The sequence below is a fragment of the Variovorax sp. GW821-FHT10C12 genome, from assembly GCF_059415405.1.
In genome coordinates, this window is record NZ_JBWKNE010000003.1 from 413,432 (window position 1) to 431,583 (window position 18,152).

Annotated in this window: 18 protein-coding genes; 13 read left to right on the top strand and 5 right to left on the bottom strand. The window is 68.8% G+C overall.

Going from position 1 to position 18,152, the window contains the following annotated elements:
• Positions 1 to 6 precede the first annotated feature (6 nt).
• On the top strand, positions 7 to 717 hold the full coding sequence (queC, locus tag AC07OH_RS18435) for a 7-cyano-7-deazaguanine synthase QueC (RefSeq protein WP_492742338.1): 711 nt from the start codon (positions 7 to 9) through the stop codon (positions 715 to 717).
• On the opposite strand, the gene AC07OH_RS18440 is transcribed toward queC, so the two are convergent.
• Together AC07OH_RS18440 and AC07OH_RS18445 are read right to left on the bottom strand one after the other, a co-directional pair.
• Entirely contained in the window at positions 693 to 2,510 is a 1,818-nt protein-coding gene (locus AC07OH_RS18440) for an ABC transporter ATP-binding protein/permease (RefSeq protein ID WP_495301666.1), read from the bottom strand. The genes queC and AC07OH_RS18440 overlap by 25 nt on opposite strands.
• A gap of 106 nt (positions 2,511 to 2,616) precedes the next feature.
• Positions 2,617 to 3,177, bottom strand: coding sequence for a phosphonate degradation HD-domain oxygenase (locus AC07OH_RS18445; RefSeq protein ID WP_495301667.1), 561 nt, complete (start codon positions 3,175 to 3,177; stop codon positions 2,617 to 2,619).
• A gap of 206 nt (positions 3,178 to 3,383) precedes the next feature.
• On the opposite strand from AC07OH_RS18445, the gene AC07OH_RS18450 reads away from it, so the two are divergent.
• The 6 genes from AC07OH_RS18450 (at position 3,384) to AC07OH_RS18475 (ending at position 9,879) form a co-directional block, all read left to right on the top strand.
• Positions 3,384 to 4,418, top strand: coding sequence for a putative 2-aminoethylphosphonate ABC transporter substrate-binding protein (locus tag AC07OH_RS18450; RefSeq protein WP_495301668.1), 1,035 nt, complete (start codon positions 3,384 to 3,386; stop codon positions 4,416 to 4,418).
• 118 nt (positions 4,419 to 4,536) lie between these two features.
• A complete protein-coding gene (locus AC07OH_RS18455) occupies positions 4,537 to 5,610 on the top strand; it encodes an ABC transporter ATP-binding protein (RefSeq protein ID WP_495301669.1) in 1,074 nt (357 codons plus the stop codon).
• Positions 5,611 to 5,934: 324 nt separating this feature from the next.
• Positions 5,935 to 7,644 (top strand): putative 2-aminoethylphosphonate ABC transporter permease subunit, encoded by a 1,710-nt coding sequence (locus AC07OH_RS18460; protein WP_495301670.1) that lies wholly within the window; start codon positions 5,935 to 5,937, stop codon positions 7,642 to 7,644.
• On the top strand, positions 7,644 to 8,777 hold the full coding sequence (locus AC07OH_RS18465) for a TIGR03364 family FAD-dependent oxidoreductase (protein ID WP_495301671.1): 1,134 nt from the start codon (positions 7,644 to 7,646) through the stop codon (positions 8,775 to 8,777). The genes AC07OH_RS18460 and AC07OH_RS18465 overlap by 1 nt, the downstream gene beginning before the upstream one ends.
• Before the next feature lie 37 nt (positions 8,778 to 8,814).
• Entirely contained in the window at positions 8,815 to 9,648 is an 834-nt protein-coding gene (gene phnX, locus AC07OH_RS18470) for a phosphonoacetaldehyde hydrolase (protein WP_495301672.1), read from the top strand.
• A gap of 81 nt (positions 9,649 to 9,729) precedes the next feature.
• Positions 9,730 to 9,879: a hypothetical protein gene (locus AC07OH_RS18475; protein WP_167394971.1), complete on the top strand. Its 150-nt coding sequence runs from the start codon at positions 9,730 to 9,732 to the stop codon at positions 9,877 to 9,879.
• Between the two features lie 40 nt (positions 9,880 to 9,919).
• Here AC07OH_RS18475 and AC07OH_RS18480 read toward each other — a convergent pair whose 3' ends face one another.
• Positions 9,920 to 10,372, bottom strand: coding sequence for a GNAT family N-acetyltransferase (locus AC07OH_RS18480; protein WP_495301673.1), 453 nt, complete (start codon positions 10,370 to 10,372; stop codon positions 9,920 to 9,922).
• Between the two features lie 98 nt (positions 10,373 to 10,470).
• Between AC07OH_RS18480 and AC07OH_RS18485 the strand changes: the two genes are divergently transcribed.
• Positions 10,471 to 11,742, top strand: a complete 1,272-nt coding sequence (locus tag AC07OH_RS18485) for an MFS transporter (protein WP_495301674.1) — start codon at positions 10,471 to 10,473, stop codon at positions 11,740 to 11,742.
• Between the two features lie 21 nt (positions 11,743 to 11,763).
• Here the strand turns inward: AC07OH_RS18485 and AC07OH_RS18490 are convergent, their stop codons facing one another.
• Entirely contained in the window at positions 11,764 to 12,147 is a 384-nt protein-coding gene (locus tag AC07OH_RS18490) for an Imm1 family immunity protein (RefSeq protein WP_495301675.1), read from the bottom strand.
• Positions 12,148 to 12,403: 256 nt separating this feature from the next.
• Between AC07OH_RS18490 and AC07OH_RS18495 the strand changes: the two genes are divergently transcribed.
• Complete coding sequence (locus AC07OH_RS18495) at positions 12,404 to 12,826, top strand: tripartite tricarboxylate transporter TctB family protein (RefSeq protein WP_373669313.1); 423 nt, start codon at positions 12,404 to 12,406, stop codon at positions 12,824 to 12,826.
• Between the two features lie 10 nt (positions 12,827 to 12,836).
• Complete coding sequence (locus AC07OH_RS18500) at positions 12,837 to 14,360, top strand: tripartite tricarboxylate transporter permease (protein WP_492679449.1); 1,524 nt, start codon at positions 12,837 to 12,839, stop codon at positions 14,358 to 14,360.
• A 47-nt stretch (positions 14,361 to 14,407) separates the two neighbouring features.
• Here the strand turns inward: AC07OH_RS18500 and AC07OH_RS18505 are convergent, their stop codons facing one another.
• Positions 14,408 to 15,826, bottom strand: coding sequence for an aminotransferase-like domain-containing protein (locus tag AC07OH_RS18505; protein WP_495301676.1), 1,419 nt, complete (start codon positions 15,824 to 15,826; stop codon positions 14,408 to 14,410).
• Positions 15,827 to 15,925: 99 nt separating this feature from the next.
• Between AC07OH_RS18505 and AC07OH_RS18510 the strand changes: the two genes are divergently transcribed.
• The 3 genes from AC07OH_RS18510 to AC07OH_RS18520 are packed head-to-tail and all read left to right on the top strand — an operon-like array spanning position 15,926 to position 18,142.
• The gene (locus tag AC07OH_RS18510; RefSeq protein WP_056573062.1) at positions 15,926 to 16,114 is read left to right on the top strand and encodes a DUF2970 domain-containing protein; all 189 of its coding nucleotides are present in this window, start codon (positions 15,926 to 15,928) and stop codon (positions 16,112 to 16,114) included.
• Complete coding sequence (locus AC07OH_RS18515; RefSeq protein ID WP_495301677.1) at positions 16,114 to 16,836, top strand: c-type cytochrome; 723 nt, start codon at positions 16,114 to 16,116, stop codon at positions 16,834 to 16,836. The genes AC07OH_RS18510 and AC07OH_RS18515 overlap by 1 nt, the downstream gene beginning before the upstream one ends.
• Before the next feature lie 7 nt (positions 16,837 to 16,843).
• Entirely contained in the window at positions 16,844 to 18,142 is a 1,299-nt protein-coding gene (locus AC07OH_RS18520; RefSeq protein ID WP_495301678.1) for a c-type cytochrome, read from the top strand.
• The last annotated feature ends 10 nt before the right edge of the window (positions 18,143 to 18,152 follow it).

Consider the following 18,152-nt stretch of genomic DNA (forward strand, 5'->3'; position numbering starts at 1 on the left):
GGCTCCATGCCCCTGCACACCACCGCCCTCGTTCTGTTTTCCGGCGGCCAGGACTCGGCCACCTGCCTGGCCGAGGCCCTGTCCAAGTACCAACGTGTCGAAACCCTGGGCTTCGACTACGGCCAGCGTCACCGCGTCGAACTCGACGTGCGCGGCACCGTGCTCGCGAAGATCCGCGAGCGCTTTCCCGAATGGGCGCCGCGCCTGGGCGAAGACCACGTGCTCACGCTGGCCGCGCTGGCCCAGCTCGGCGGCTCGTCGCTCACCGAGGAAGTCGCCTTTGCCATGCAGGCCGACGGCCTGCCCAACACCTTCGTGCCGGGGCGCAACCTGCTGTTCCTCACGCTCGCGGGCGCGCTGGCCTACCGGCGCGGGCTGCAGGTGATCGTCACCGGCGTGTGCGAGACCGACTTCTCGGGCTACCCCGACTGCCGCGACGACACCATGAAGGCCATGCAGCTCGCGCTGTCGCTCGGCCTGGAGCGCCGCCTCGTCATCGAGACGCCGCTCATGTGGATCGACAAGGCCGAGACCTGGGCGCTGGCCCACCGCCTGGGCGGCCAGCCGCTGGTCGACCTGATCGTGGAAGAAACCCACACCTGCTACCTCGGCGACCGCGAGCACCGTCAGGCCTGGGGCTACGGCTGCGGCGAATGCCCGGCCTGCGACCTGCGCAAGAAGGGCTGGGAGCGCTACGCCGCCGCCGCTGCGGGCTGAGCAGCCGCAGAGGTATCGAGCCGGTAGCGCGCGCCACCGGCGGCACTTTCTTCCTGCGGCACCAGCGTCCACCGCTGGCCATGGAAATCACCCACGGCCGGGCGGTGCGCGATCGACACCATCGCGCCGCCGCCCGCGCGCACCGTGTCGGCGAGCCGCTGGTAGAGCACGGCTTCGGCCGGCGCATCGAGCGCGCTGGTCACTTCGTCGGCGAAGAGCCAGGCCGGTTTCTTCAGCAACACCCGCGCGATGGCCAGCCGCTGCTGTTCGCCGCCCGAGAGCTTCTGGCTCCAGGCATCGCTGTCGTCGAGCCGGTTCGCCAGGTCGGGCAAGAGCGCATCGACCAGCGCCCGGCGCAGTTGTTCATCGCTGAAGCCGGCGGCCGGGTGCGGGTAGGTCAGCGCCTCGCGCAGCTTGCCGTCGGGCAGGTAGGGGCGCTGCGGCATGAAGACCGCGTCGGCCGGGGCTTGCACCTTGCCGCTCGCGAAGGGCCAGATGCCTGCGAAGGTGCGGAACAGCGTCGACTTGCCGCTGCCCGAGGGGCCTTGCAGCAGCACGCTGTCGCCGGGGCGCACCGCCAGCGCGGCACCGGCCAGCAGCTGCGTGCCATTGGGCAGCGCCACCGTGAGACCGGAGGTGTCCAGCGCGGCGGCGCCGTCTTCGCGCTGCAGGGCGTCTTCGCGCGTGGCGTGGGCGCGCATCGCGTCGTCGAAACTGATCAGGCGGTCGGTGGTGGCGCGCCAGACGGCCACCTTGTCGTAGTTTTCGACGAACCAGCTCAGCGATTCCTGCACCTTGTCGAAGGCCGAGGAAATCTGCATGAGGGCACCCAACTGAATGGCGCCGCTGAAGAAGCGCGGTGCCGACACGAGGAACGGGAAGATCAGCGAGGCCTGCCCGAACATTGCGGTGAAGGTGACCAGGTTCTTCTTTTGCTTGATCAGCTGCAGGTAGTTGCGCAGCACCGCGCCGAAGCGTACGTCGAGCTGGCCGCGCTCCACCGTCTCGCCGCGGTCGAGCGCGATGGCTTCGCTGTACTCGCGCACGCGCACCAGGTGGTGGCGGAAGTCGGCCTCGAAGCGCTGCTGGCGAAAGTTCAGGCCGATCAGCGGCCGGCCGATGAAGTGCGTGATGACCGTGCCGACCACGCAGTAGACCAGCGCCAGCCACACCATCGAACCGGCGACCTGGTAGGTGCTGCCGCCCAGCGACAGGTCGAAGGTGCCCGACAGGCCCCACAGGATGCCGATGAAGCTCAGCAGCGTGACCACCGCGTTCAGCAAATCCATCGACAGCACCATCGTGGCGTTGGTGAACATCTGCAGGTCCTCCTGGATGCGCTGGTCGGGGTTGTCAGGCGTGAGGCCGTCGGCCTGCGCGTAACGCGCCAGCTCCAGGTGATAGAAGGTCCGGTCGGCCATCCAGCGGCCGAGGTAGTTCCGGGTCATCCAGGCGCGCCAGCGCAACTGGAGCATCTGTGTCACGTAGAACTTCAGCACCTGGATCGCGATGTTGAAGAAGGCCAGCACCGCGAACACGCGGATCTCGCGCCAGAACACCACCGCGTCCTTGTTCTGCAGCCCGTCATAGAAGCGCCCGTACCACTGGTTGAAGAGCACCAGCGCATACACGTACGCCAGGTTCAACGCCACGATGCCCGCGAACATCAGGCGCGCCCGCCACTTCTCTTCGTCCGAGTTGAAGTAGGGCGCCGCGAGCCGCAGCACGCGGCGCACGACCTGGACGAACGTGTGGGCACGCGCCGCGACGGTGGGGGATGGGGCAGATGACATGCGGATTTCCTCGCAGGCGCAGGGGCGCCGGACCTCGTGAGGGGCCCATCGTAGACAACTGCGTCTTAAGCGGGGCTGAAGGCGGGGCCCGCCGCCCCGCCAGCCCTCAGCGCAGCATCACGCGCGCCGCCGTCGCCAGGAAATGCGCCAGCGGCGGCGTGCGCAGCCCCTCGGCCTTGGCTGCTTCGTCCCACAGCCGCAGCCGCACGGCGTCGCCCGACCACGGCAGGCCGGCAAAGCGCTGCGCCGCGTCGTCGTCCATCACGCCGCCCTGCAGCGCCAGGCTGCGCACCGAATCGGGCGAGAGCTTCGACGCGTAACCCGGCCGCGTCGCGCACAGGTAGCGCTTGGCGTCCACGTGCAGGCGGATCGGCTCGCGCACCGCCACGTCGAAGGCGCCGCGCAGCAGCGGCAGCGCGATGTACTGGTGGCGGTCGTCAAGGCCCAGTTCGGTGGGCGAGTGCGACAGCGTCTGGTGCTCGGCGATCAGCAGGTGCCCCAGGTCGTGCAGCAATGCAGCCGTCACGAGCGTGTCGCCGGCGCCGGCCTGTTCGGCCAGCCAGGCGCATTGCAACGCGTGTTCGAGCTGCGACACCGGCTCGCCCGCATACGCCAGCCCGCCGCGTTCGGCGAACAGGCGAGCGATCTCGGCGAGGTCGAGTGTCATGGGATTGCAAAAGAACGGGTGCGACAGCCTGTACAGGCTCGCGTCGCTCGATGACAGCCGTGTGACGAAAGTGCAAACGCCGCGGCGCGGGTACGGCCATGTGACAAACCTTTGTCACATACCGCTGCGAGCATCGCTGCGTTCACGGCCCCGGCCGTGTTTTCTTTTTGCGTACACCGCCTGTTCTTACCTCGAGGGAATCTCCCATGCTGCATCGTCGTCTGATGTGGGCCGCCGTGCCCGCCGCCTTGTTCTCGCTGGCTTTCGCCGCCTCGGCCCAGGGCCGCACCGAGCTGCTGGTCTACACCGCGCTCGAAGCCGACCAGGTGCAGGCCTACAAGGCTGCCTTCGAAAAGGAGAACCCCAACATCGAACTGAAGTTCGTGCGCGACTCCACCGGCATCGTCACCGCCAAGCTGCTGGCCGAAAAGGCCAACCCGCAGGCCGATGTGGTGTGGGGCCTGGCCGCCACCTCGCTGATGCTGCTGGACAAGGAAGGCATGCTCCAGCCCTACGCCCCCAAGGGCCTGGACGCCATCAAGCCCACCATGCGCGACACCGCCAACCCGCCCAAGTGGGTCGGCATGGACGTGTGGTCGTCGGCCATCTGCTTCAACACCGCCGAAGCCACGAAGAAGAGCCTGCCCAAGCCCACCAGCTGGGCCGACCTGAGCAACCCGGTCTACAAGGGCCAGATCACCATGCCCAACCCGGCCGCCTCGGGCACCGGCTACCTCATGGTGTCGGGCTGGATCCAGATGATGGGCGAGGACAAGGCCTGGAAGTACATGGACGCGCTGCACCAGAACATCGGCGTGTACAGCCTGTCGGGCAGCAAGCCCTGCCGCCAAGCCGGTGCCGGCGAGTTCGCGCTGGGCATGTCGTTCGAGTACCGCGCCAACAAGACCAAGCGCGACGGCGCCCCCATCGACATCGTGCTGCCCAAGGAAGGCCTGGGCTGGGACATGGAAGCCACCGGCATCATGAAGACCAGCAAGAAGCAGGACGCCGCCAAGGCCCTGGCCGACTGGGCTGTGACCAAGCAGGCCAACGAGCTGTACGCGAAGAACTTCGCCGTGCTCGCGCTGCCGGGCATCCAGGAAAAGCTGGAGTTCGTGCCGGGCGACGTCGAGAAGCTGCTGGCCAAGAACGACTTCAACTGGGCTGCCGCCAACCGCGACCGCATCCTGACGGAATGGTCGAAGCGCTACGACGCCAAGGCCGAAAAGAAACCCATGTGATGGGCTCTCCCCCAGTCTTCGCGCACTTCGTGTCGCTACGCCAACCCCCTCACCGGGGGCAACACCAGCGGCCCGGCAAAGCCGGTTCCGCGGTGTTTCTCGACTGGGGCCACTGAACATGACCAGCTTTCTTTCTCTTCGCGGCATCGGCAAGTCCTTTGGCGCCACGCGCGTGCTCGACGGCATCGACCTGGACATCGAGCCCGGCGAGTTCGTCTGCCTGCTCGGCCCTTCGGGCTGCGGCAAGACCACGTTGCTGCGCATCGTGTGCGGCATCGAGCGCGCCGACAGCGGGCAGATCCTGCTCGGTGGCCAGGACATCGCGGGCCTGCCGCCCGCGGCACGCGGCTTCGGCGTGGTGTTCCAGTCGTATGCGCTGTTCCCCAACCTCACGGCGGCGCAGAACATCGCCTACGGCCTGCACCCCACGGGCGCCCTGGCACGCGAAATGGCCAAGCGCTCGCGCGAAATGCTCGACCTCGTCGGGCTCACCGCGCATGCCGACAAGTACCCGGTGCAGCTCTCGGGCGGCCAGCAGCAGCGCATCGCGCTGGCGCGCGCCCTGGCGCCCAACCCGCGCCTGTTGCTGCTCGACGAGCCGCTGTCCGCGCTCGACGCGCAGGTGCGCGCCACGCTGCGCAGCGAGATCCGCGCGCTGCAAAAGCGCCTGGGCATCGTCACCATCATGGTCACGCACGACCAGGAAGAAGCGCTGTCGATGGCCGACCGTGTGGTGCTGATGCACAACGGCCGCATCGAGCAGGCCGGCACGCCCGACGAGCTGTACCGCAAGCCGCGCACCCGCTTCGTCGCGGGCTTCGTGGGCCGCATGAACATGCTGCCCGCCACCGTGCTGGCCGACGGCAAGGTGCGCGTGCGCGACAGCGAACTGTTCTGCGCACCGGGCAACCTCAGCGTCGGTTCGCAAGCCACCGTGGGCATCCGGCCCGAGCATGTGGTGGTGAAGCGCTTCGGTTCCGAGCTCGGCACCAACAGCTTCGCCGCGCGCCTGCTCGACACCGAGTTCTTCGGCAACCGCACCTCGGCCCGCCTGGCCTGCGAGCCGCTCGGTATCGAGATCGAAGCCAAGCTGCCCGCCGATGCGCGCAGTGGTGGCGAAGAGCCGCTGGTGCCCAGCAGCATGGTGCACATCCAACTGCCTTTGAACGCGCTGTCGGTCCTGGCGCAATGAAATGACATCGGGCTTGTCGGTGCCTTGTCGTTGGGAGCACAGTCTTTCAGGGCGCGCTCCCGCCGACGGGGCACCTTGCTCCGCGAATGTCCCCCGCCCTTCGGGCTCCTCCTTGATTTCGCTGCGCAAGGCACCCCATCAGCGTGAGCGTTGTCAGCAGCGGTCGTTGATCGGCTGCGAACGCAGAGCGTGCCCTGGTGCGCAGGGCACTGGGTGCTCCCCGCAGCGAAATCAAGGAGGAGGCCGCAGGCCGGGGGACATTCGCGGAGGGGAGTACCCGGTGTCCTGTGCACGCGCCCCGAACAACGACACAAGAACAACAACATGAGTACCCCTTCCGAAGCCCTCGCCCCGATCGCCATCCCGCGTTCGAATCACTTCGACCGCGAACGCTGGCTCACCGGCGCCGCCGTGCTGCTCGTCGTGCTGCTGCTCGTCGTGATCGTCGCACTCCCCGTCGGCGCGCTGGTCGGCCAGAGCTTCTACGACCGCACCGGCGCATTCGTCGGCCTGACCAATTTCGCGCGCTACTTGGAGAGCCCCGCGCTCGTGCAGTCGGCCTTCAACAGCGTGCTGCTCGCGGTGATCAGCGCCGTGCTGTGCACCGCCATCGCCTACGTGTACGCCTACGGCCTCACGCTCTCGTGCATGCCTGCCAAGGGCCTGCTGCGCGCCGTGGCGCTCATGCCGCTGCTCGCGCCCTCGCTGCTGCCGGCCATCAGCCTGATCTACCTGTTCGGCAACCAGGGCCTGTTCAAGGGGCTGCTGGGCGACCTGTCGATCTACGGCCCGCTGGGCATCGTGCTCGGCTCGGTGTTCTGGACGCTGCCGCATGCGCTGCTGATCCTGACCACCGCCATGGCCACCTCGGACGGTCGCCTGTACGAAGCCGCCCAGACCCTGGGTGCTTCGCGCTGGCGCATCTTCCGCACCGTCACGCTGCCCTCGTCGCGCTACGGCCTCATCGTGGCCGCGATGGTCGTGTTCGTGCTCGTCATCACCGACTTCGGCGTGCCCAAGGTCGTGGGCGGCCAGACCGGCGTGCTCGCGACCGACATCTACAAGCAGGTGGTCGGCCAGCAGAACTTCCAGATGGGCGCGGTGGTCGGCCTCGTGCTGCTGATTCCGGCCGTGCTGTCGTTCCTCGTCGAGCGCCGCGTGCGCCGCAAGCAGGCCGCCGCGCTGTCGGCGCGCGCCACGCCCTACCAACCCGAGCCGGTGAAATCGCGCGACCGCGCACTGCTCGTGTTCTGCATGCTCACCGCCATCGCCATCGTCGTGATGATCGGCATGGCCGTGTTCGCCTCGCTCGCCAGCTACTGGCCCTACAAGCTCACGCCCTCGCTGAAGAACTACGACTTCAGCAACATGGACGGCGGCGGCTGGGGCAGCTACGGCAACTCGCTGCGCCTGGCGCTGTGCGCGGCCGTGGCGGGCGCGCTCGCCACCTTCGTGTCGGCCTACTTCGTGGAGAAGCCGCGCCACTTCGGCCTGCTGCGCGAGCTGCTGAACCTGCTGGCCAACCTGCCGCTCGCCGTGCCGGGGCTCGTGCTCGGCGTGGGCTACATCTTCTTCTTCAACTCGGCCTCGAACCCGCTGCACGGCCTGTACGGCGGCATGGCGATCCTGGTGATCTGCACCGTGGCGCACTTCTTCTCGGTGGCGCACCTCACCTCGCTCACCGCGCTGCGCCAGCTCGACCGCGAGTACGAGCTGGTGTCCGAATCGATGGGCGTGCCGTTCTGGCGCACGCTGTGGCGCGTGCACCTGCCGGTGGCGCTGCCCACCGTGCTCAACGTGGCCGGCTACTTCTTCGTCAACGCGATGACCACCGTGTCGGCCGTCGTGTTCCTCTATTCGCCGCAGACCACGCTGGCCGCCATCGCCGTGCTCAACATGGACGATGCCGGCGACGTGGCGCCCGCCGCCGCCATGGCCTCGCTCATCATGCTCACGGCCGCCGTCGGCCGCGGCCTGTTCGCGCTGGCCGGGCACTGGGCGCTGAAGCGCACGCAAGCCTGGAGACAACGTTGATGAACCCCAGCATGTCGGTCGAGAGCTTCGACGTGATCGTGGTCGGTGCCGGCATCGTCGGCCTGGCCCATGCCTACACCGCCGCGCAGCGCGGCCTGCGCGTGTGCGTGGTCGAGCGCGATGCCGCGTGCCTGGGCGCCTCGATCCGCAACTTCGGCTTCATCACCGTCACCGGCCAGGCGCCGGGCGACATGTGGCGCCGCGCCATGCATTCGCGCGACGTGTGGCAGGCCATCGCGCCGCAGGCCGGCATCGACATCGTGCACCGCCACCTCTGGCTCGCGGCCTACCGCCCCGAGGCACATGCCGTGCTCGAAGCCTTCCTGCGCACGCCGATGGCCGAGGCCTGCGCGCTCATCGATGCCGTGGACGCGCAGGAGCGCGCGCCCGGCCTCAACCTTGCGCAGGCGCGCTCGGTGCTGTTCAGCCCGCACGAGCTGCGCGTCGAATCGCGCACCGCCGTCGGCCTGCTCGCGCGCTGGCTGGCCGAGATGCACGGCGTCGTGTTCCGCTTCGGCGAGACGGTGCACGACATCGAAACCCCGCGCGTGCGCACCTCGCGCGGCACCCTGCGCGGCGAGCGCGTGGTGGTCTGCACCAACACCGAACTGCACGGCCTGTTCGCCGGCCGCATCGCCACGCACGACCTCACGCTGTGCCGCCTGCAGATGCTGCGCGTGCAGCCCGAGGCGGGTTTTCGCCTGCCGGGCGCGGTCATGACCGACCTGAGCCTGGTGCGCTACGAGGGCTACAGCAGCTTGCCCGAAGCGGCGGCGCTGCGCGAACGGCTGATGCAGGAAGAGCGCGCCTCGCTCGACCACGGCATCCACCTCATCGTGGTGCAGAGCGCCGACGGCTCGCTCGTGGTCGGCGACTCGCACCACTACGGCGATGCGCCCGAACCCTTTGCCATCGAAGCGGTCGACCAGCTCATCCTGCGTCACCTGCGCAGCACGCTCAACCTCGAGACCGCGCAGGTCACCGAGCGCTGGACTGGCGTGTACCCGTCGTCGAAAACTACGCCTTGCGTGATCGACGCGCCCGACGACGCCACGCGCGTGGTGCTGGTCACCAGCGGCAGCGGCGCGAGCACGGGCTTCGGCATTGCCGCCGACGTGTTCGACGCGTGGTGAGCGCCGCCACCTTCCTGACCTTTCCTCCCTTTTCGCCATGAACGCCCATCACCATTCCAAGCTGCAAGCCGTCGTCTTCGACTGGGCCGGCACCATCCTCGACTTCGGTTCCTGCGCGCCGATGGGCGCCTTCGTGAAGCTGTTCGAACAGTTCGGCATCGACATCACCATCGACGAGGCTCGTGCCCCGATGGGCATGGCCAAGTGGGACCACATCAAGGCCCTGGGCACGCCGCCGCGCATCGCCGCGCAGTGGGAGGCGAAGCATGGCCATGCCTTCAGCGACGCCGATGTCGACCGCCTGTACGAGGTGTTCACGCCGATGAACGCGGCCAGCGTGCGCGACCACACCGACTTCATTCCGGGCGCCCTCGATGCCGTCCACGCGGCGCGCGAGCGCGGCCTGAAGATCGGCTCCACCACCGGCTACAACCGCCCGATCATGGACGTCGTCACACCCATCGCCGCGGCCGGCGGCTATGTGCCCGACAACCTCGTGTGCGCCGGCGACCTCGCGGCGGGCCGCCCGTCGCCGCTCATGATGTACCGTTGCTTCGCCGACCTCGGCGTGTGGCCGCCGCACGCCGTCGTCAAGGTCGACGACACCGGCGTGGGCCTGCAGGAGGGCCTGAACGCGGGCACCTGGGCCGTGGGCGTGTCGGTCAGCGGCAACGTCAACGGCCTGACGCTGGCCGAATGGCAGGCGCTCGACGCCGACAGCCAGCAGGCCCGCCGCGCCCGCGCCACCGCCGAGCTGCAGGCCGCCGGCGCGCACTACGTGATCGACAGCGTGGCCGACCTGCCGAACGTGCTCGAAGACATCGAGCGCCGCCTGCAGGCCGGCGAGCGGCCGGAAGTCCTTTTGCGCTGAAGCAGAAAGCTCGCTTTACCGACGGTGGCTGGCGCTGCCGTCCGACTTGACGCGTCACTTCGCGGGCTTAGCATGCGCCGCATGCGAAGCACAGCCTTTGTTCTTCTGCTCTGTCTCGGCCTGCTGACCGCGGCCTGCGACGGCAAGCGCAAGCCCGGCATTCCGATGCCGAAGGCCTTCTTGTCGTCGAGCGTCGTGGTGGTGATGGCACCTGCGCCGTTCGTGGGTTGAGGCTGCCGGCGCGTTCAGCGCACCGGCCGCGGCGAACGTCTCAGGACGGGACGTACGCCAGCACTTCATCGCCCGCTGCATCGAATTCGCCCGTGGGCTTCCAGCCCAGGTGCCGGTAGAACCCGTGCGAGCGCACCTGCGGGTCGGGCGAACAGCCCAGGAAGAGCCGCTGGAAGCCCAGCCCCTTGAACTCTTCGACCATCCGCGCGAGCAGCGCCTTGCCGATGCCCAAGCCTTCGTACGCAGGAAGCAGGGCCAGCACCGCGATCTCGCCGGTGTCGCGCTCGCCGAAGCAATAGCCCGCCAGCTCGCCGTCGACGAGCGCAACGTAGCCGGGCAGGGAGCCGTCGGCGATGCCGGCTTGCCAGCTCTCCAGGGTGATGCCGAGCGCCTCGAGCTCGGCGACCGAGAAGGCGTTCTCTCGCGTGCGGCCGCGCAGGTCGAGGCACGCGGGCGTGTCTTCGGGAATGGCTTGTCTGTAGGTAATTGGCATGCGTCGGGTTCTCGAGGGCACGCGCAGCAGGCGGCGCGGCCTTCCGCGAGAATGCCACACGACGTGCGCCACCTGATGCACGCGTGGAGACAAGAAGAATGAAGACGACACCAGAGACAACCATCGTCCACCAGCCCGACTCGCGCTACGCCATGGTGCGCCTGGCGCTCACGCTGCTGGTCATGACGGTCGGCAGCAGCGGCATGTACGTGGTGTCGGTCATGCTGCCCGCCGTGCAGGCCGAGTTCGGCGTGGCGCGCGCCGACGCCTCCATGCCCTACACGCTGCTGATGCTGGGCTTCGGTTTCGGCGGCGTGCTCATGGGCAAGCTGGCCGACCGCATCGGCGTGATGAAGCCGCTGCTGATGGGCTCGGTCTTCCTGGCCGCCGGCTACATCGCCACGGGCATGTCGCAAGGCATCGTGTCCTTCACCATCGCGCAGGCGCTGCTGGTCGGCCTGCTCGGCAGCTCGGTGGCCTTTGCGCCGCTGGTGGCCGACACCTCGCTGTGGTTCGTCAAGCGGCGCGGCATCGCGGTGGCCGTGTGCGCCAGCGGCAACTACCTCGCGGGCGCGGTGTGGCCGCCCATCGCGCAGCACTTCGTCGAGCAGGTGGGATGGCGCCAGACCTACGTCGGCATGGGCATCTTCTGCGGCGTGACGATGGCACTGCTGGCGCTGTTCTTCCGCGCGCGGCCGCCGGCACTGGCCGAGGTGGCGCCGGTGACGCACGCCTCGGGCGGCAGCACCCTGGTGCGCGACATGACGCGCCCCTTCGGCCTGAGCATGGGCACGGCGCAGGGCCTGCTGTGCGTGGCGGGCGTGGCCTGCTGCGTGGCGATGGCGATGCCGCAGGTGCACATCGTGGCCTACTGCGGCGACCTGGGTTATGGCCCGGCGCAGGGCGCGATGATGCTGTCGCTGATGCTGGGCTTCGGCATCGTGAGCCGGCTGGTGTCGGGCGCCATCTGCGACCGCATCAGCGGGCTGCGCACGCTGATGCTGGGCGGCGTGCTGCAGTGCGTGGCGCTGCTGCTGTTCCTGCCCTTCGACGGGCTGGTGCCGCTGTACGTGATCTCGGCGCTGTTCGGCCTGTTCCAGGGCGGCATCGTGCCCTCGTACGCGATCATCGTGCGCGAGCACTTCCCGCCCAAGGAAGCCGGTGCGCGCGTGGGCACAGTGCTGATGTTCACGCTGTTCGGCATGGCGCTGGGCGGCTGGATGTCGGGCAAGGTGTTCGACCTGACGGGCAGCTACCACGCGGCCTTCATCAACGGCATCGGCTGGAACCTGGTGAACGTGAGCATCGCGGCGTTCCTGCTGTTCAGGGTGCGCCGGATGCGGCGGGGTGGGGTGGCGGTGGCGGCCTGAGGCCGCGAAAGATCGCGCCGCCTAGCTTTCGCACCACGTGATCGATTCGGGCCGCGCGCCGTTGCGGTCGCGGAAATCGGAGAGGGCCTGAAGGCACTGTGCAAGATCGATGCACCACGCGCGCGGGTACTCGTCGACCTGTCCGTTGCCCAGCGTGAAGACTTCCACGCCCGGCCGGTGCGTGTCGCCCACCGACCTGAAGCCGCTGTCGCCCGGCTCCCGCAGGTACATGAGCCATGCGCTCTCCCCGTTGCGCAGCATGCACATCGAAGGGCCGTCCGGCACGCAGACCCACAACTCGAACCGGGACGTCGACCGGACCAGGTCCAGTGCCAAGGCCCATGCGCCCGGCGACGCGAGGTCGAGGGGGCGGTCGTCGAGGGTCATCTGAATCACGTGCGTCATCTCGCGGGGGCTTCTCGGGGCAGGCGCTGCATCGGTGTCCTGCCTCCCTGCGGGAGGCGGCCCCGCGCATTGTGACCCGCCCGCGCGCACCACCCGCCCACCCGGTACGTAGTTCCCCTCGCGCCCGCGTCAGATTCCGATCAGCTTGCGAAAAGAGCATCGATCCGTCCGGAACTTCCCTCCGGGCGGAGACACGCCCGCGCCGGTTCCACCGGTCGCGGGCGCATTCGAATCACAACATTCCGTGAGCGTATGAATGAAAAATAGAAACCTTGTCAGAGGTCTGTTCCTCATGGCGATCGCGCTGGGCTTCGGCCTGACCGCGCTGAGCTATCCCATCGGCGACTTCAGCCGGGCGGGGCCGGGCCTGTTCCCCGTGATGGTGAGCGGCCTGCTGCTGCTGATCGGCGTGGCCACGGTGGTCCGGTCGTTCGTGGTGGCGCCGGTGACGCTGAACCTGAACTTCAAGAACATCGGCCTCATCCTGTCGAGCCTGTGCGGGTTCGCACTGATCTCGATGTACGTGAACATGATCGCGGGCATCGTCTTCATGGTGTTCTGTTCGGCCTTCGCGGGCAGCTCCAACTCGTGGGTGCGCAACGTGAAGATCTCGGCGGGCCTGATCGCCATGGCGCTGGCGCTGCAGAAGCTGCTCGGCCTGAACCTGCCGCTTTTCTGAGGTCACGACCATGACGGAAGTCCTGAACAACCTGGCGTTCGGTTTCTCGCACGCCCTGACACTCCACAACCTGATGTACTGCGCCATCGGCTGCACGGTGGGCACGCTGGTCGGCCTGCTGCCGGGCCTGGGCCCGCTGGCCACCATCAGCCTGCTGCTGCCGCTGACGTACTCGATTCCCACCACCGGCGCGCTGATCATGCTGGCCGGCATCTACTACGGTGCGCAGTACGGCGACAGCGTGAGCGCGATCACGATGAAGATCCCGCACGCCAGCAGCATCGTGGCCTGCATCGACGGCTACGCGATGACGCTCAAGGGCCAGACAGGGCTGGCGCTGTTCACGGCCGGCTTCTCCAGCTTCATCGGCGGCACGGTCGCGATCCTAGTGCTGTCGTTCCTGGCGCCGACGCTGGGCGAGGTGGCCTTCCTGTTCGGCCCGGCGGACTACGTCGCGATGATGCTGGTGGGCTTCGTGTGCGTGAGCTTCGTGACCACGGGCAGCCTGCTGAACGGGCTGGCGATGTGCATGATCGGCGTGCTGCTGGGCACCATCGGCACCGACGTGAACAGCGGCATGGCGCGCTTCACGATGGACATGCCGTTCCTGACCGACGGCGTGGGCATCGTGAGCATTGCGCTGGGCTGCTTCGGCATCGCCGAGATCACCAAGAACCTCGACTCGCGTGAAGAGCGCTCGCCCTTCAACGGCAAGATCAACCTCATTCCGACCTGGGCGGAGTTCAAGCGGATCATTCCGAGCGCCTTGCGCGGCAGCGTGGTCGGCTCCATCCTGGGCATCCTGCCCGGCGGCGGCCCGACGATTGCGCAGTTCGCGGCGTATGCGCTCGACAAGAAGGTCAGCAAGTACAAGCACGAGATCGGCACCGGTTGCATCGAGGGCGTGGCCGGCCAGGCCGCAGCCGACGAAGCGGCGGCGCGCACGAGCTTCATTCCGCTCATGAGCATCGGCATTCCCGAGAACGCGGTCATGGCGCTGATGCTGGCGGCCTTCATCATCAAGGGCATCCAGCCGGGCCCGAACATGATCGCCAGCCACCCCGAGCTGTTCTGGGGCCTGGTGGCCAGCATGTGGATCGGCAACGTGTTCCTGCTGGTGCTGAACGTGCCGCTGGTGCGCTACTGGCTCTCGGTGTTCAAGATCCCGTACAGCGTGCTGTTCCCGTCGATTTTGTTCTTCTGCTGCATCGGCACCTACAGCGTGAACAACAACCTGCAGGACGTGTTCATCACCGCCGCGTTCGGCTTCATGGGCTACATGTTCATGCGGCTGGAGCTCGACGCCGCACCGCTCATGCTGGGCTTCATCCTCGGGCCGATGCTCGAGGAGAACTTCCGCCGCGCGATGCTGCTCAGCCGCGGCAGCTTCGGCACCTTCGTCTCGCGGCCCATCAGCGGCACGCTGCTGGGGCTGATCGCGGTCTTCGTGCTGTGGCAGCTGGTGGCGTTCGTCCTGCAGGCACGCAAGAAGAACGGGGCGCCGGCGCCGGTGGCGCTGGAACCGCAAGAGTAAGTCGACAGGCCCGCACAACGCCCGCCCTTTCGGCGGGCGTTGTCGTTTCAGCTCGCTTCTGCCACCAGCCGCCCGAGCGTCTGCAGGGCCTGCTCGCTGTGCGCGTCCCACGCGTGGCCGTAGTTCAGCCGCAGGCAGTTGCCGAACGCACGCGTGGCCGAGAAGATCGGGCCGGGCGCCACGCTGATGCCGCGCTCCAGCGCCAGGCGATGGATCTCCAGCGCATCCACCTGCGCCGGCAATTCGACCCACAGGAAGTACCCGCCCAGTGGCCGCGTGGCGCGCGTGCCCGCCGGAAAGTAATGCCCCACGGCCTGCGTGAAGCTGGCCTGCTGCATCGCCAGCGTCTGGCGTAGCTTGCGCAGGTGCTTGTCGAAGCCGCCCTTCTCAAGGTAGTCGGCCAGTGCCAGCTGCGCGGGCACCGAGGTGCTGAGCGTGGTCGTGAGCTTCTGTCGCGCCACCTTGCGCGCGAAGCGCCCGGCCGAGGCCCAGCCGATGCGGTAGCCGGGCGCGAGGCTTTTCGAGAACGACGAGCAGTGCAGCACCAGCCCCTGCGTGTCGAAGGCCTTGGCCGGCGGCGGGCGGCGCTCGCCGAAGTAGAGCTCGGCGTACACGTCGTCCTCGATCAGCGGCAACTCATGGCGCGCGAGCAGGTCGACCAGCGCCTTCTTCTTCGCATCGGGCATCAGGCTGCCCAGCGGGTTCTGGAAGGTGGTCATGAGCCAGCAGGCGGTCGGCTTGTGCGCGGCGATGGCCTGCGCCAGCGCGTCGAGGTCGATGCCTTCGCCGGGGTGCGTCGGCACCTCGATGGCGCGCAGGCCCATGCGCTCGAGCGCCTGCAGCGCGGCATAGAAGGTGGGCGACTCGACGATCACCGCGTCGCCCGGCCGCGTCACGGCCGAGAGGCACAGGTTGAGCGCCTCGAGCGCGCCGTTGGTGACCACGATCTCCTCGGCCGGCACCGGCAGGCCGTCGGCCAGGTAGCGCAGCGCGATCTGCCGGCGCAGGGCGGCGCTGCCGGGCGTGAGGTCGTCCACGGTGCGCCACGGGTCGAGCGCCTTGGCGCTGGCTGCCATGAACTGGCCCAGCCGCGCCAGCGGAAACAGCAGCGGGCTCGGAAAGGCCGAGCCGAAGGGCACGACCTGGCGCGACATGCTGGCTTCGAGGATGTCGAAGACCTGGTCGCTCACCTCGAGCGCGCGCGGGCCTTCGGCGGGGCGCGAGGTCAGGGTGGTCTCGGGCGGCGCGTCGCGCAGGCCGCCGCCGGCCACGTAGTAGCCCGAGCGGTCGCGCGCGCGCACCAGCCCGCGCGCCTCCAGCAGGTAGTAGGCTTGGAACACGGTGGAGGCGCTCACGCCGCGGCTGCTGCCCGTGTGGCGCACGGAGGGCAGGCGGTCGCCGGTCTTGAGGGTGCCGTTGCGGATCGAGGCCTCGATGTCCGAGGCCAGGGCTTCATAACGCTTCATCGGTGGGCCGTTGTCATTCGCGGGGACTCTAATCTGATATGGTGAATCGAGCTGGATCTGCATCTGTTTTTTTTGACCCGTTTGCGCGACAGTGGACCCATGTTCAATCTGATGCGCGCGGTGCGCGCCGTACTCTGGAGCTTCATCGGGCTGGGTGGTCGCCGGGCCGACGCCGACAAGCGGACCGCCCAGCTGGGCATCCTGCCGCTGATCGGCGTGGGGCTGTGCATGGCCCTGCTGCTGATCGCGGGCCTGCTGGCCCTGGCGCATTTCGCGGCAGGCACGTGATGAAGGCCGTGCTCCACCGGGCAGCGCTGGCCCTGGCGCTGCTGTTGCCGCTCGCGCCTGCGATGACGCGCGCAGCCACCACCGTGCCCGACACCATCGAACAGCGCGTAGCCGCCTGCATCGCCTGCCACGGGCGCGAGGGCGCCACCACCAACGCCGGCTTCTTCCCGCGCCTGGCGGGCAAGCCGGCGGGCTACCTGTTCAACCAGCTCGTGAGTTTTCGCGACGGGCGCCGCTTCAACAGCGACATGACCTACATGGTCCAGCACCTGTCGGACGACTACCTGCGCGAGATGGCCGAGTACTTCGCGAACCTGTCGCTGCCGTACGCGGCGATCTCGCCGCAGAGCGACGCCTCGCCGGAGCAGCTGCGCCGCGGCCGCCAGCTGGCGCTCGAAGGCGATGCCGCGCGCCAGATCCCGGCCTGCGTGCAGTGCCACGGCGCCGCGCTCACGGGCGTGCAGCCGGCCATTCCGGGCCTGCTGGGCCTGCCGCGGCTGTATGTGTCGTCGCAGCTGGGCGCCTGGCTCACCAAGGAGCGCCATGCGCCCGCGCCCGACTGCATGGCGCAGATCGGCCAGCGCATGACCACCGCCGACATCAACGCCGTGGCCAGCTGGCTGGCCGTGCAGCCGATGCCGGCCGACACCCGCCCGGCGGCCTCGCTGCCCGCGCCGCTGCCCGTCACCTGCGGCGGCATGCCGACCGCAGCGAAACCCTGAGAACCCGATGACCGCGCGACTGAGACATTTCGGCTGGGCCCTGCTGGGCCTGGTCACCCTGGCGGCCGTGCTGGCCGGCGTCGTGCTGGCGCTGAACCTGCGCGGCGAAGACCCGCTGCCCGAAGGCGCCGAAGCCTTTCAGGCCACGCCGCAGCTCGTCGAGCGCGGGCGCTACCTCGCGCTGGCGGGCAACTGCGCCGGCTGCCACACCACGCGCGGTGGCCAGCCCTATGCGGGCGGCGTGCCGCTCGAAACGCCGTTCGGCACCATCTACGCGACCAACCTCACGCCCGATGCGACGCACGGCATCGGCGGCTGGAGCAGCGCGCATTTCTGGCGCGCCATGCACAACGGCCGCAGCAAGGACGGGCGCCTGCTGTACCCGGCCTTCCCGTACCCGAACTTCACGCAGGTCACGCGCGAGGACTCCGACGCCCTGTACGCCTACCTGCGCAGCGTGGCGCCGGCCGCCACGGAGAACCAGGCGCACCGCCTGCGCTTCCCGTACGACACACAGGCCGCGCTCGCGGTGTGGCGCGCGCTCTCGTTCAAGCCGCAGCCCTTCGTGGCGAACGCGAACAAGCCGGCCGAATGGAACCGCGGCGCCTATCTGGTGGGCGGGCTGGGCCACTGCATTGCCTGCCACGGCAGCCGCAACTCGCTGGGCGCGACCGAAACCAAGCTCGGGCTGTCGGGCGGCCTGATCGCGGTGGAGAACTGGTACGCGCCCTCGCTGGCCGATCCGCATGAAGCGGGCGTGGCCGACTGGCCGGCGGCCGACGTCGTGGCGCTGCTCAAGAGCGGCACGGCCCCGCGCGGCTCGGTGATGGGGCCGATGGCCGACGTCGTGTTCCGCAGCACGCAGTACCTGAGCGACGCCGACCTGGGCGCGATGGCCATCTACCTGAAGGACCTGCCCGAGGCCGTGAAGCAGGACGCACCCGAAGCAACCAAGGCCCCCGCCGCGCCGGTGCGGCGCGATGCCGGCACGATGGTGCGTGGCGCCAAAATTTACGACCAGCGCTGCGCCTACTGCCACGGCGACCAGGGCCAGGGCGCGGCCGGCGCCTACCCGCCGCTCGCGGGCAACCGCGCGGTGACGATGGCGCGGCCCACCAACCTGATCCAGGTGGTCGCGCACGGCGGCTTCCTGCCCGCGACGGCCGGCAACCCGCGCCCCTACGGCATGCCGCCGTTCGGGCACGCGCTCGACGCCACCGAGGTGGCCGAGGTGCTCACCTACATCCGCGGGTCGTGGGGCAACAACGCCGCGCCGGTCACGCAGCTCGACACCATGCGCCGCTGAGCGGCGCCCG

Bases quoted from the DNA above. Each gene is read 5' to 3' on its own strand.
- queC (WP_492742338.1), top strand. From the start codon at position 7: ATGCCCCTGCACACCACCGCCCTCGTTCTGTTTTCCGGCGGCCAGGAC.
- AC07OH_RS18440 (WP_495301666.1), bottom strand. From the start codon at position 2,510: ATGTCATCTGCCCCATCCCCCACCGTCGCGGCGCGTGCCCACACGTTC.
- AC07OH_RS18445 (WP_495301667.1), bottom strand. From the start codon at position 3,177: ATGACACTCGACCTCGCCGAGATCGCTCGCCTGTTCGCCGAACGCGGC.
- AC07OH_RS18450 (WP_495301668.1), top strand. From the start codon at position 3,384: ATGCTGCATCGTCGTCTGATGTGGGCCGCCGTGCCCGCCGCCTTGTTC.
- AC07OH_RS18455 (WP_495301669.1), top strand. From the start codon at position 4,537: ATGACCAGCTTTCTTTCTCTTCGCGGCATCGGCAAGTCCTTTGGCGCC.
- AC07OH_RS18460 (WP_495301670.1), top strand. From the start codon at position 5,935: ATGAGTACCCCTTCCGAAGCCCTCGCCCCGATCGCCATCCCGCGTTCG.
- AC07OH_RS18465 (WP_495301671.1), top strand. From the start codon at position 7,644: ATGAACCCCAGCATGTCGGTCGAGAGCTTCGACGTGATCGTGGTCGGT.
- phnX (WP_495301672.1), top strand. From the start codon at position 8,815: ATGAACGCCCATCACCATTCCAAGCTGCAAGCCGTCGTCTTCGACTGG.
- AC07OH_RS18475 (WP_167394971.1), top strand. From the start codon at position 9,730: ATGCGAAGCACAGCCTTTGTTCTTCTGCTCTGTCTCGGCCTGCTGACC.
- AC07OH_RS18480 (WP_495301673.1), bottom strand. From the start codon at position 10,372: ATGCCAATTACCTACAGACAAGCCATTCCCGAAGACACGCCCGCGTGC.
- AC07OH_RS18485 (WP_495301674.1), top strand. From the start codon at position 10,471: ATGAAGACGACACCAGAGACAACCATCGTCCACCAGCCCGACTCGCGC.
- AC07OH_RS18490 (WP_495301675.1), bottom strand. From the start codon at position 12,147: ATGACGCACGTGATTCAGATGACCCTCGACGACCGCCCCCTCGACCTC.
- AC07OH_RS18495 (WP_373669313.1), top strand. From the start codon at position 12,404: ATGAAAAATAGAAACCTTGTCAGAGGTCTGTTCCTCATGGCGATCGCG.
- AC07OH_RS18500 (WP_492679449.1), top strand. From the start codon at position 12,837: ATGACGGAAGTCCTGAACAACCTGGCGTTCGGTTTCTCGCACGCCCTG.
- AC07OH_RS18505 (WP_495301676.1), bottom strand. From the start codon at position 15,826: ATGAAGCGTTATGAAGCCCTGGCCTCGGACATCGAGGCCTCGATCCGC.
- AC07OH_RS18510 (WP_056573062.1), top strand. From the start codon at position 15,926: ATGTTCAATCTGATGCGCGCGGTGCGCGCCGTACTCTGGAGCTTCATC.
- AC07OH_RS18515 (WP_495301677.1), top strand. From the start codon at position 16,114: ATGAAGGCCGTGCTCCACCGGGCAGCGCTGGCCCTGGCGCTGCTGTTG.
- AC07OH_RS18520 (WP_495301678.1), top strand. From the start codon at position 16,844: ATGACCGCGCGACTGAGACATTTCGGCTGGGCCCTGCTGGGCCTGGTC.